Here is a 12,747-nt window from a genome sequence, read left to right as displayed (position 1 = left end):
TTACAGCCGCTCGCGTACGCGCATGAGCCGCCATAGTGTTTCATGCATGGGCGCGGTTGCGCCATGCGCGCGCGCCTGTTCTACGAGCGCGCCGTTGATGTCGTCGATTTCGGTTCGCCGGCCGGCTCTGATGTCTTGCAGCATGGAGGCGATATGGCCGCGATGCTCTGTCATGGACATCTTGGCCATGGCGTGAATTTTCAGCGGATCAAGATGACACCCTGCGGCCTTCGCCGCCAGCACGCCTTCATCGATAAGCGCTTTTATGAGGGCGACGCCGTCTTGCTGATCGCCAAGGGGCCCCGGCGTAGTGTCGAGCAGGGCGCATGTTGCGTTCATGGCGGCGTTGAAAATTGCCTTTGTCCAGATCGCGCTTTTTACGGCGGGTTCTAGTGTCGCGGCGATTCCGGCGGCGTTGAGCGTGGCGGCGATTGTTTCCGCCATGGCGTTTACTTCATCCCCATAAGGATAAAACTGGACTTCGCCTTCTCCATGAGACGATACGACGCCCGGCCGGACTATCTCGGCGGGAACCGTTGTCACACCCTCCAGTATGCGGTCTCCGGCGATAAAGGTGGAAATTTTTTCCGCATTTCCAAGCCCATTTTGTAGGGTTAGCACATGTGTATCGTCGGTGATAAGATGGCCGACGCTTGCCATGGCGTCTGTCGTGTGCAGAGATTTCGTAAAGACTATTATGAGATCCGCCGGCATGGCGGCGTCAATCGCCGTGTTCGCTGCCACAGCATAGGTCTGTTCGCCGCTATCGGTCTGAAGCGTCAGGCGGTTCCGGTTAATGGCGTCGATTTGGTCCTTGTTTACGTCGATCAGGTGTATCCGCCAGCCGGCTGCTGAAAGCTTTGCGCCGAACGCGCAGCCCATGGCGCCTGCGCCTAGAATATAAACGAGCATAGGCTGAGCTTGCTTCTAACTGCCGAAGGCGATGACGTGTGACTTTCCCGGGCCCGTCGCGCTTGTGCAGTTATCGTTACGGTTATGTTCTGTGGTTGCGTGATTGGCTGCTTCACATTTGGTTCCTGGCGCGCTAGGTGTTGAATAATCAACATAGGGAGGCATACGTGTCAAATCAATCCGGACAGGAGGGGTTGTTAGCTCCTGCCAGCCAGAGGTTATTCGTCTTCCTGATGTTTCTTGTTTGTCTGTTCGATTTTGCGGACCGTTCGGTTTTTGCGGTGCTTGCCCAGACAATCAAGACAGAACTTCTCCTCAGCGATTTGCAGCTCGGACTGTTGCAGGGGCTCGCCTTTGCGTTTTTATACTCGATGCTTGGCGTCCCCCTTGCGCGTTTGGCTGAACGCAAATCGCGGGTAAAAATCATGGCGACCTGTGCGGCTGTTTGGTCGGCGGCGACGGTTTTTTGCGGCTTTGCGCATTCATTCTTACATATAGCGCTGGGACGGATTGGCGTCGGCGTTGGCGAGGCGGGTTTTATTCCGACCGTGAACTCCATGGTCGGCGACAGGTTTAAAAGGAACAAGCGCTCCTCGATTATGGGCATAATAATGCTTGGCACGCCAGCGGGCATCCTGACCGGTTCGCTTGTGGGCGGTTATTTTGCTGAGGCTTGGAACTGGCGTTATGCGTTTTACATTTTAGGCGCTGCCGGATTGATCGTTGCGCTGTCTGTTCTTTTGATCGTCCGCGAACCGAGTCGCGGTCTGGCCGATGGCGCTCCGCCGGGCGTTTCTCCGCCTCCGGATTTCCCAGCTTTTTTGAAAACGATGCGCTCCAAACCATCCTTGATGCTCATCATAGCGGGCGGATCGACTGCTGGGTTTGGGATGACATCGATTTCGCAGTTTCTCGCGGTTTTCCTGGCAAGAACTTACGACATGCCGGTGCGCGAAGCGGCTTTATATTACGGGTTTATCTCGGCGACGTTTCTTACCATAGGTCTTATGCTTGGATCATTTGGAACCGATTGGCTTGCCAAACGCGACGAGCGGTGGCCGGCTTGGGGGGCTGCGATTGGCCTTAGCATTGCGCCGTTTTTCTATTTCGCAGCATTCAATGTTCATAATATTACTTTGGCGACCATACTGCTCGTAATTGCCGGCTCTATGCTGCTTATTTTTTATGCGCCAACCTCTGGCATGATTCAGAATCTGCTTCATCCGCGCATGCGTGCGACCGGCGCGGCGATGTTCGCCATGCTTTACACCATGATAGGCTCGGGCCTTGGGCCAACTTTCATAGGCTGGGTGAGCGACCTTATGGCGACCGGCGCATTTGACGGTGATTTCCATGCGGCTTGTCCCGGCGGGGTGGCAATCGCTGGGGCGAGCGCGTCAGCGGTTACGGCGTGTCTTGAAGCAAGCGCGCTGGGCATTCAAAGGGCGTTGAATGTAGCTGTATGCATCTTTTTCATCGCGGCGCTCCTGTACTTCTTTGCATCGGTGAGGCTGCGCAACGATTTCTACGAAGAGGCAAAAGCCGGAGCCGACGCCGCATAGTGAGCGGTTTTCTGAATTCCAAATAAAATATGATGGAAAGGTGGACCATGGAAAATATTGACGCCGCTGGTGGGCGCGAATGGTTCGAGCGTTATTTAGATGCGTTCAATAATAACGATTTTAACGGCTTTAGCGCTTTTTATGCGCCTGATGTGGAGTTTTACGGACAGGCTGCGAACCTTAAAGGGCCGGCAGAGATTGTGAAGTTTTATCGCATGGTCATGGAACGGCTTGACGAGCATATCGAGCTGAAAACCTTTGTGGGGTCCAAAACCCATGTTGCTGTAGAAATTGTCACGACCCTCGATTTCCGAAAAGACTGGCCTGATTTCGCGCCTGGCCCCATGAAGGCGGGCGATCGTCGCCAGACTGTCAATTTTATTTTTTACGATCTTAATGCGGAAGGGCTATTCACGCGCATTCGCTCTTCTCGATATTGCGTCATTCGGGAGCGCTAAATGATGTCGCCTGAAGAACGGTTCGCTGACTATATCGACACATTCAACAACAGGAACTACGAAAAGCTCATCACCTTTTATTCGCCGGACATCAAACTGATGAACGGAACGGGCCGCGAGCTTATTGGCCGCGATGCAATCGTCGATTGCTACACCAAGGTGAACGAGCGCGCATCGCGCAAGATAGCCATTTGCGCCTGTGTGTCCGATGGCCAAACGCTGGCGGCGGAATTGAAGTCGACATTTACGGCGATGCAGGATGCGCCGGATTTTCCATCGGGGCCGATGGCGAAAGGCGACCAGCTCTACATCAATTCCTTCGTGTTTTATGATATCGCTGACGGGCTTTATGTGAAAATTCGCGCGGCGATTTTTGAGCGGCGTTGGATGCGGGCTGAGGACCGGCCTGAATAGCCGTCATGCCTTTTAACGGTTTATGAAGTTCAAAAGGACAGGCCCCAACTCGTCATGGGGGCCGCCGATCTGTAGCACGGGCGTGATGTGATTGTGCCCTTTGCAGACAGCAAAGCCGCAACTGCCGCCATGGTTTCGCGCATAGACGCCGCGCGCCCATTCGGCCTGCCGTTGGAAATCCGCCGGGTCATGCTCGGCCATGGTGAAAAAGCAGGGGACTGAAACCTTGGCGAAGCCTTCTAGGGAGGAGCGGGAAGCGTAATCTCCATCGTCTTCGCCGTAATAAGCGGCTTGGAACGCATTTCTTTCGGCCCGGGCAATATCATATAGGCCAGACAGCATGATTGCGCCGGCGAGGCGCCTTTCGGCGTGTTCGCGCCAAGCGTCATGGGCGACGTAGGCGGCGACATGAGCAGCCCCGGCCGATTGGCCCATAAGATACACCATGTCCGGGTCGCCGCCGTGTTCTGCGACATGAGCGTGCAGCCAGTCGATCGCTGCCGCGACATCTTCCGCGCCGGCGGGCCATGGATGGTCGGGCGCAAGCCGGTAGGTCATGGTGACCCCGATCATGCCGTTCGCCGCCGCCCATGCGCCGATATTGTTATAGAACGGCGCGCCGGGCGCGCCTTTGTCGCCGCCGATAAAACCGCCGCCGTGAACGAAAACGACGACTCCGCGCTTTTCGTTGCCGCCTTCGGGAAGGAAAATATCGAGACGGTGACGCGCATCCGGACCATACGCGCAGTCGCGCAGCACGCGCTTTTCGTTGGGGGAGGGCGCCGTGGGCGCAAACAGAGCGATGGATTTCTGAACAAGCGCCGGCGAAAATTCAAACCCGATCTCTGCAATTCTGTCGAGTATCGTCGTCATATCCGATCCACATGCCGCCGGCCGCAACCGGCAGACCTTTATGAGCTTGAGGCGGGCTTTGTTTTGCTCGGTCCCTTGGCGGCCGGGCGGACGCCTTTCCACGGGATTTCATCAGCGCTTGTCCAGGCGTTGACATAGAGGCTGTAAAACAGCCAGCGCCCATCGCGTTTAACGAGCTTGTCCTCTCTCGTTCCGACCCCAAACACAAAATTGTTTTTGTATTCGGGGTTGTACTGAAGAATCTGAAAGAAACAGCGCACATCGGCGCCGTCTTCTGTCGGCGTCATGATGTGATGATTGAAGACATGCTGACGTCCGAACCACCAGTGAAAGCGTTCGCCCCACAGTTCATGCATGTTTTTGAGGATCGCCTCATGGCCCTGTACGCGGCCTTGCCAGAGATGGTCGAACCACGCGTCTTCAGCAAATGCCGATAACAGCATCTCTTCGTCGGCCAGATCCAGCCCCCAGGCGTAACGCGCATAGAGCTCTATAATATCCGCGCGGTCCTGCGCGGGCATTGTCGCCGGAACGCCGTCAGGCCAGCAGGTCGGGTTCATGCGGTCCTCTTCATCGCGTGATGGCCGGTTTCCAAAGTATCGGCTGGAACCCATGTGCCGTGAAAGGTGGATCGCACGCGCACCGGCAGCCGCAACAAGGCGACCGGGCCGGCCTCGATGTCCGTCGCGTCGACAATCGCAAGGTCGCTGTGGTTGTCATCGAGCCGGTTGACAATGACCAGCAGCCAGCCGTCTCCCTCCGGCGCGTCGGGCGCGCGGGGAACGAATTGCGGTTCATGGATCGACGAGCGGGGGCCGGGCGACCAGGTCTTCATCTCGCCTGTGGACATGTCGACTTTGCCGAGCGCGCTTGTTCCGTCCTGGGCGCGGTAAACAATCATAAACCCATGTTGTAAGGGATAGCCCTGATAGCGGTCGTCGGTGCGCGGCATTTCGCAGGGAACCGGCATGATGGGCCGGCGGTCGAACGTGTCGTCTTGTTGCTTCATGTCAAAGCTGAGGCGCGACAGAATGGGTGGGCAGAACGTTGTTGGCTCGCCTTTGTCTGTCTTGAGAAAGGTGAAACAACTGCCGTCATAAAGGCAAAGATCGAGGCAGACGCGGCCGTCTTCCTCGAACGCGTTCAGCATGTGTCCCGCAGTCCAGGCTGGACCTTTAAACCATTTCACGTCTTTAGCGGCGCCATTGCGCGGCGCGATCGCGACATGCATCTGTTCGTCGGGATAATAAGCGTAATAGTCGCCGCCGCTTTTGATACGCTCAAGATCGGCGATCAGCGGAAAAATCGGAAATATTGCGTAACTTGGCGTAATCGCGAAATCATGGACCATGCCGGGGAAGGGCATCTCGAACCAGATCTCGCTGCCGAGCGTTCCGTCGCTGTCGAACTCGTAATAGACGATGTCTTTCGTCGCATCGCCTTTCGCCTGATAGGCGTAGGTCAGCAGTTTGTCTTCGACTGTATCGACTTTCGGATGCGCGCTCATGCACACGGATTTTACGGCGCCGCGATGGCCGTATTTTCCAATCGTCTCCAGCGTCTCGGGATCGATTTCATAGGGAAGGTCGTCTTCTTTCAGGGCAAGGAGCTTTCCGGCATGGAAGATCGCGTTGGTGTTGCCGGTGCCCATGCTGATATTAGCGACCGAGGCATCGTTCGTGTAACGATTTCTATAGCGTCCAAAAAGCGCTTTTCCCGCCTTTTCCTGGGCTTCAAAACGGGCAGTGCGCACCCAGCGGCTACGGTAAGAAACGGCGCCGTTCTCAAAATTGAAACGGTGGATCATGCCTTCGCCGTCGATGAAAATGTCATCGTCTCGACCGCTCGGATACTGCCAGTCCGGGCCGGCGCGAAACCAGCATCCGTTTATGCCGTCCGGCACCTCGCCCGACACGAGTTCAAGTCCGGCGATATTGCTTTCAAGCCGGAGCGGGCGGCCCCAGCCCTGAAAAAGCGGATTTTCTTTGGAGAACACGATGCTCATGGCGATGCTTTGGCGCGGGAGGTTAGGCTGTTTGCAGAACAGCAACGCGGCGCAAGGGATGGTCCCAAGCGCCACAATGTTGATTGTTCAATACAACGACAGCGTTGTCAACGCGCGCTCATAACCAAGGCGCCTTTTGCGGCGGCGCCATAGAAGCGCCGCGACCATGGTGCGGTGCAGTTTTCCATGGTGGAGCAGCGTCAGGACTTTTCGATAAGTTTTGTCAGGGTCTCGGGCGTATCGTCGATACGGGTGGCGCGCTTTGCGATGCGCAACAGAAAATCGTCGAGCAGCGCCAGTTCCTTCTTGTTGAGGTCTTCGGTGAGATATCCGAAAAATCCAAGGCGGTGCTTTTGCACCCCGAGATAGGTCTTCGTTCCTTTTGCCGTCAACGAAAGCAATTGGCTTTTCTTGTTCCGCGGGTTTGGGGAGCGCTTCAGCAAGCCGCGATCTACGAGGCGCGTTACGGACCGGCTCACCTCGGCGCGATCCAGCATGGCTGCGGAGCAAATTTCGCTGGCGCTCTTTTTTCCCATGACGCCCAGATGCGCAATCACGCGCCATTCGGCCAGCGTCAGGTCGGCGAGCGTTTTCACCTGCGTCGTGGTCAGGCGGTCCAGCATCTTGCCGAGAAAAAGTATTCTGTAGGGGATGTGGGTCTGGCCAAACAGACTCCAAACGGCAAGTTCGTCGTTATCATCATTATTGCGTGGCATGGTCGTTAATTTTTTTCTCTGAGATGCGTTGGTGTGTCGCCAAGGGCTCAATCAACATCGGTTTCCTTCAAAAAACCATAGAAAAGTGTCGTCCCCTCTTGTCAGCCTCAGGTTGTTGATATATCAACATCATGCAAAATTAAAAAATAAAACAACAGTTTGCGCTCAGGGAGGATCTTATGAAGCCTAGAAAATATAGCTGCGCCAATATCTTGGCCATGACTGCAAGCCCGGCCGTGGTCGCGGCGTCTTTGTTTTTTTCCACCGCCTATGCGCAAAGCGAAGAGGCGTCCACGGCAGACGACGATACGATCGTCGTCACAGGAACGCGCCTTTCGCGCAGCGGTTTTTCCGCGCCAACGCCGACCACGGTGATCGACGGCGATTCGATTCAGAAAGCGGCTGAGACCAATGTCGCGGATGTGCTGAACGATCTGCCGGCTTTCCGGGCGCAGGGAACGCCAGCGGCGACCGGTGTCTTCCTTGGCGAAGTCGGCGCGCAAACCCTTGACCTTCGCGGTCTCGGCGGTTCGCGCACGCTGGTCCTGATCGACGGGCGGCGCGTGGTGGCGAGCACGGCGCGAGGCAGCCTCGGCAAAACGGCCGGCGGCGTCGATTTCAACACCATTCCGTCATCGCTTGTGAGTCGGGTCGAGGTTGTGACCGGCGGCGCCTCTGCCGCTTACGGCTCCGATGCGGTCGCCGGCGTCGTAAACGTCATCCTGCGCAGCGACCTCAACGGTTTCGACGGAAAAGTCCAATATGGGATGAGCGATAACAACGACGCGAAGGAACTTCTCCTCTCGGCGGCGTATGGTGCAGACTTTGCGGACGGCAAGGGCCATATTCTGATTGGCGGCGAATATGTTGACAATAAGGGCGTCGGCGATTGCTATGAGCGCGACTGGTGCCGCGAAGAATACGGTCCGGTGTCGAACCCCGTGCCGCAGCTTAACGGTCTCGCCCGGCAATTGATTCTGCCTGATGTGCGTCCCTCGGTGGCGAGCTGGGGCGGCCTCATCGCCGGTGGCCCGCTGGCCGGAACCGAGATTGCGTCGGACGGCTCCATCTTCCAGCACGATTACGGCGAGTATTACGGGGCGCCGATTTTCCAGTCCGGCGGCAGCGCCGATCCGCAGCATGCTTTCTATCAGTTTTTCCCGCTCTATGCCCCGGTCGAGCGTTATTCGCTCATGGGCCGCGCCGAGTATCAGGCGACGGACGCGATCAAGGTTTTTGCGGAGGGGTCCTACGCGGACGTTAGCGCCACATCGACCTCAGCGCAGGGACGTCTGTTCTTCGGCACGGCGCCGACGATTTACCGCGACAACCCCTATCTTTCAGACGGACTCGCGGACGCCATGGACGACGCCGGCGTGACGTCGTTCAGCCTGGGGCGCATCACCAACGATTTCGGTCCTTCCTTCGGCACAGTGGACAGGAACACGTTCAGGACGACGGCCGGGTTTGAGGCCGCGCTCGGCGGAAGCTGGTCGCTGGACGGCTACTATCAGTTCGGCAGAACGAAATACCATCAGATCGGCTACAACACGCTGATCACATCCAACTTCGCGCGAGCTGTCGATGCGGTGGACGAGGGCGAGTTTATGAGCGGAACGCCCAACGGCAACATAGTCTGCCGGTCCACGCTGACCGATCCGACAAATCCCCTCGTCGACGGGTGTTTGCCGCTGAACATTCTCGGCGAATACAACTTCGATCCGGCCAATACCGGCTATTCTTTCGGCACGGCCGATCAGCGCAACAAGCTGTCGCAGCATGTCGCCGCACTGACGGTCAGCGGCGATTTGTTCGACCTCTGGGCCGGACCCGTCTCGGTCGCGACCGGTGTCGAATACCGCGTCGAGGACGTCACCGGCGAGGCTGATCCGATTTCTACGGATCTGCGTTTTTACACCAACAACGCCGGTCCGATTTCCGGCCCGGCCGTCAAGGTCAAGGAAGGCTTTTTCGAGGCCGGCGTTCCGCTTGCGGCGTCTGACAGCGCGATCGGCCAGCTTGATCTCAACGGCGCCGTGCGCCTGACCGATTATTCGACAAGCGGGACGGTGACGAGCTGGAAAGTGGGCGGCGTATGGGAGCCCCTCGACTTCCTGACCCTTCGCGTCACGCGCTCGAAAGACATCCGGGCGCCGAATTTCTTCGAGCTCTACAATCCGACGGGAGCGAGCTTCAACTTCCTGACCGATCCGCAGAATGGCGGCGTTTCCTCGCTGACCCAGATATTCAGCGGCGGCAACCCCGACCTCGATCCGGAGATAGCGAAGACCTTCACGGCGGGCGCGGTGTTCAGCTTCGGCGCCGTACGCTTCTCGGCTGATTACTTCGACATCGACATCGACGGCGCGATCGCCAGCGTCGGCGCGCAGGTGATCGTCGACCGCTGCTACGGCGGCGCCAACGATTTCTGCGATCTGATCACGCGCACATCAGGAGGCGCGCTCGAATCGGTGCGGTCGGTGGGGCTTAACCTCAACAGCATCAAAACGCGCGGCATTGATTTCGAGCTCGGGTATACGGCGCCTGCGTTTAACGGCGAAATCTCGCTCAATGCCTACGGCACCTATCTAATCGATCTCATCACCGTCGATTCTAACGGCGCGGTCGATTACGCCGGCCAGGTCGGCTATCCGGTTTCGCAGCAATCGGGCCTGCCGGAATTCCAGGCGAGCACAAATCTTCGCTGGTCGAACGACGTTTTCGGCGCAGGCGCCAGAGTACGCTTCATTGCCTCCGGTCTCTACGATGTAACGAAGATAGGGCCGAGCCAAACGGGCTACGATCCGACGCTCACCAACAGCATCAGCGACAACTCGGTGCCCGCCTACGCTTATTTCGATTTGAACGCCTATTACGACTTATCGGTCGGCGGCGACTCGACGATCAGGCTTTACGGCGCGATCGACAACGTGCTGGATAAGGATCCGCCGAACAAGCTCCCGTCCAGCTTCGGCGTGACGAACCCCGCCCTTTACGACGTTCTTGGGCGCGTGTTTAAAGTCGGCGCCAGGGTTTCCTTTTAACGCCGCTTTAAAATCTTGAGGCCAGTCCGAGACGAAAAGAAAGGGAAGTCATGAGCGATCCCAGCGTCCCGTTAGATCAATTCTTTCCCAAGTTCGAGTACGCCTTTACGATCTCGATCGATCTTGCGGGGCTGCAATGGGTCACGCCGACATCGATGGGCGCCACAAGGGCGGCGATCTATGCGGCGCGTGGCGAGATCAGCGGACCGAAACTCAACGGGAAAGTGATTCCGATGTCGGGCGGCGATTTCCCGTTGCAGCGTCCCAACGGCGTCATCGACTTCGATGCGCGTTACATGCTCGAAGCCGATGACGGCGCTGTCATCTACATGCAAAACCGCGGCTATCGCTGGGCGTGTTCGGAAGAGATCGCTGAGCGCATGTCGCGCAATGAAGATGTCGATCCTTCTGACTATTACATGCGTGTGACGCCCCGGTTCGAACCGCCGGCGGGGCCCCACGAATGGCTCGGCAAGCATGTTTTCGTCGGCGTTGCGGAGAAGGTTCCCAACGCCAACCGCATCCATTATTATGTACTGCTGTAGACATGGCGAAAGAAGCGTCTCCTGAATGGGCTACACGCCCCGGCGTCGATCCCGCAACGGCGCCGAACAAGCCTCCATTGCCGCCTGCGGATTACCTTTGCTTTGAAGAGCACGGGCTGCTGACTGAAAGAAACGCGGTCATCCGGCTGAGCGACGGCGTTCATATCTATGCGGATATTCATCGGCCAAACAGATTTGTGAGTGACTTGCCTGTGCTTCTCGCCTGGGGGCCGTACGGCAAGCATGGGCGATCAAATCAGGTTTTCTGGCCCGCTTCCGGCGTTCAGCCTGACTGGCTTTCTCCGCTGACGCCATTCGAGGCTCCGGATCCCGTCTTCTGGTGTGCGCGCGGTTACGCCGTCGCCGTCGTCGATCCGCGCGGCGCCTGGCTGAGCGAAGGCGTCTTCCATCATAATGGCGATCGGGAAAGCCGGGACTGCGCTGAGGTCATCGAATGGCTGGCCAGCCAGCCCTGGTCGAACGGCAAGGTCGGGATGACCGGCGTGTCCTATCTTGCGGCGATTCAATATTATGTCGCCGCCTTGCAGCCGCAGCCGCTGGCCGCAATTAATCCTTGGGAAGCCTTTTCGGACTGGTACCGCGAGTTCGCTTATCATGGCGGAATCCCCGAAACCGGATTTATTCCGCGTGCTTCGGATAATATCCGCTTTTCGACAGGGCGTACGGAAGACACCTGGACGAATGTTCAGGCGCATCCGTTGATAGACGAGTTCTGGCGTTCCAAGGATATCGAGCTTGAAAACATCACCGCGCCCGCATTCGTTGTAGCGAGCTGGTCGGACCATGGGCTTCATTCGCGGGGCACGCTTGAAGCTTTTAAGCGCATTGGCTCCGCTCAAAAATGGTTGGAAGTTCATGGGCGCAAAAAATGGGCCCATTATTACGCGCCGGAAAACCGGCAGAAGCGTCAAGCCTTCTTCGATCACTTCCTGAAGGCGGAAAACACGCTGGTGCCGGCATGGCCCAAGGTGCGTCTCGAAATTCGCAAAAGCGCGCATGAATTCGAAGAGCGCGTGGAAAACGAATGGCCGCTTGCGCGCGCCGCCTATCAAAAGCTCTGGCTCGATCCCGAGCGGCAGGCTTTGCAGCTTGAGCAGTCCGCGGCGTCGTCATTCAGATATGATGCCGAAACAGGCCGTGCGGTTTTTGACATCCGTTTCGACAAAAAAATCGAAATTACCGGTCATATGAAACTGAAATTGTGGGTGGAGGCTGATGGCGCCGAAGACATGGATATTTTCGTCGCCGTACAAAAGCTCGACGCCGCAAAAGATCATGTCGGTTTCATGTTTTACGCTTTTTACGACAATGGACCCGCCGCGTTGGGGTGGCTGCGCGCGAGCCATCGGGCGCTTGACGAAGATCGTTCCACGCCGGAGCAGCCGTTTCACAAGCATGACCGCGAGGAACCGCTCGTACCCGGCGAACCGACGCCGGTTGAAATTGAAATATGGCCGTCTTCAACGGTTTTCACGCCCGGCGAAACGCTGCGCGTCGTCGTTCAAGGCAGCGATATCTATAAGGACAGCCTGCCGAACCTTCCCTTTGCCCGTCATGAGAATCTGAGAAACAAAGGCGAACATGTGATCCACGGGGGCGGGGAGTATGATTCCCATCTTCTCGTTCCGGTTATTCCGGAAAGGAGCCTTTCATGAGCAGAGGGCCGGCCGACGTAACCCTGGAGCATGCGTTCGACATCACTGTTTTTTTCGGTGCGGACCGGGTGATCTTTCCGCCGTCGCCGGGCGGCGCGGCGCAAGGCTATACGCCGCCCATCGGCGGCGCGATTACCGGCCCGTTGTTGAACGGTGCGGTTGTGCCGAACTCCGGCGCCGATTATGCGACGGTGCGCCCTGACGGCGTGATTGAGCTTAACGCGCATTATCTTTTGAAAGCGGAGGACGGGACGCCGATTTACATCATGAATAAGGGCTATCTCGTCCCGTCTGAAAAGCCGAAGTCGGAGCAAGGGCCGCAGCAACAGCCGCAGCCTTCTTATTTCCGTCTTACGCCGTATTTTCGCGTTCCCGAAGGTCCGCATGATTGGCTGATGCGAACCTGCATTGTGGGCGGCGGCGAGCGCCTGTCCGATCCCGACCGCTCGCTTTTCCGCTACTACAAAGTGGTTTGATCTCCTGCCTTGAGATCTGCAGCGCCATAGCATCGCCGGCGCGGCTATCACGCTGCAGCAACGATT

At 57.4% G+C, this 12,747-nt stretch carries 12 protein-coding genes; 7 read left to right on the top strand and 5 right to left on the bottom strand.

What is annotated here, in order from left to right:
- Positions 1–912 (bottom strand): ketopantoate reductase family protein, encoded by a 912-nt coding sequence (locus tag CW354_RS15495; protein ID WP_104830996.1) that lies wholly within the window; start codon positions 910–912, stop codon positions 1–3.
- Positions 913–1,079: 167 nt separating this feature from the next.
- Between CW354_RS15495 and CW354_RS15490 the strand changes: the two genes are divergently transcribed.
- From CW354_RS15490 to CW354_RS15480, 3 genes are read left to right on the top strand one after another with little or no spacing between them, the layout of a single operon-like run.
- Positions 1,080–2,474 carry a spinster family MFS transporter gene (locus tag CW354_RS15490; protein WP_133162338.1) on the top strand — a complete coding sequence of 465 codons (1,395 nt, stop codon included), beginning with the start codon at positions 1,080–1,082 and terminating at the stop codon, positions 2,472–2,474.
- Positions 2,475–2,521: 47 nt separating this feature from the next.
- A complete protein-coding gene (locus CW354_RS15485; protein ID WP_165793753.1) occupies positions 2,522–2,932 on the top strand; it encodes a nuclear transport factor 2 family protein in 411 nt (136 codons plus the stop codon).
- Positions 2,933–3,346: a nuclear transport factor 2 family protein gene (locus CW354_RS15480; protein ID WP_104830993.1), complete on the top strand. Its 414-nt coding sequence runs from the start codon at positions 2,933–2,935 to the stop codon at positions 3,344–3,346.
- A 12-nt stretch (positions 3,347–3,358) separates the two neighbouring features.
- Here CW354_RS15480 and CW354_RS15475 read toward each other — a convergent pair whose 3' ends face one another.
- The 4 genes from CW354_RS15475 to CW354_RS15460 form a co-directional block, all read right to left on the bottom strand.
- Positions 3,359–4,219 carry an alpha/beta hydrolase gene (locus tag CW354_RS15475; protein WP_133162337.1) on the bottom strand — a complete coding sequence of 287 codons (861 nt, stop codon included), beginning with the start codon at positions 4,217–4,219 and terminating at the stop codon, positions 3,359–3,361.
- A gap of 38 nt (positions 4,220–4,257) precedes the next feature.
- Positions 4,258–4,779: a nuclear transport factor 2 family protein gene (locus CW354_RS15470; protein WP_165793752.1), complete on the bottom strand. Its 522-nt coding sequence runs from the start codon at positions 4,777–4,779 to the stop codon at positions 4,258–4,260.
- Entirely contained in the window at positions 4,776–6,224 is a 1,449-nt protein-coding gene (locus CW354_RS15465) for a carotenoid oxygenase family protein (RefSeq protein WP_104830991.1), read from the bottom strand. Before CW354_RS15465 ends, CW354_RS15470 begins: the two co-directional genes overlap by 4 nt.
- Positions 6,225–6,424: 200 nt before the next feature.
- Positions 6,425–6,940: a MarR family winged helix-turn-helix transcriptional regulator gene (locus CW354_RS15460; RefSeq protein WP_104830990.1), complete on the bottom strand. Its 516-nt coding sequence runs from the start codon at positions 6,938–6,940 to the stop codon at positions 6,425–6,427.
- A 179-nt stretch (positions 6,941–7,119) separates the two neighbouring features.
- Between CW354_RS15460 and CW354_RS15455 the strand changes: the two genes are divergently transcribed.
- The 4 genes from CW354_RS15455 to CW354_RS15440 are packed head-to-tail and all read left to right on the top strand — an operon-like array spanning position 7,120 to position 12,681.
- Positions 7,120–9,984 (top strand): TonB-dependent receptor domain-containing protein, encoded by a 2,865-nt coding sequence (locus CW354_RS15455; RefSeq protein ID WP_104830989.1) that lies wholly within the window; start codon positions 7,120–7,122, stop codon positions 9,982–9,984.
- Positions 9,985–10,034: 50 nt separating this feature from the next.
- Complete coding sequence (locus tag CW354_RS15450; RefSeq protein WP_104830988.1) at positions 10,035–10,529, top strand: DUF3237 family protein; 495 nt, start codon at positions 10,035–10,037, stop codon at positions 10,527–10,529.
- A gap of 2 nt (positions 10,530–10,531) precedes the next feature.
- Entirely contained in the window at positions 10,532–12,205 is a 1,674-nt protein-coding gene (locus CW354_RS15445; RefSeq protein WP_165793751.1) for a CocE/NonD family hydrolase, read from the top strand.
- Entirely contained in the window at positions 12,202–12,681 is a 480-nt protein-coding gene (locus CW354_RS15440; RefSeq protein WP_104830986.1) for a DUF3237 domain-containing protein, read from the top strand. Before CW354_RS15445 ends, CW354_RS15440 begins: the two co-directional genes overlap by 4 nt.
- The last annotated feature ends 66 nt before the right edge of the window (positions 12,682–12,747 follow it).

Origin of the sequence: Hyphococcus luteus (assembly GCF_002943565.1) — a bacterium.
Lineage (GTDB): Bacteria > Pseudomonadota > Alphaproteobacteria > Caulobacterales > Parvularculaceae > Hyphococcus > Hyphococcus luteus.
Note: the sequence above shows the minus strand (reverse complement) of the source record. Positions and strands in the feature narration are given on the sequence as shown.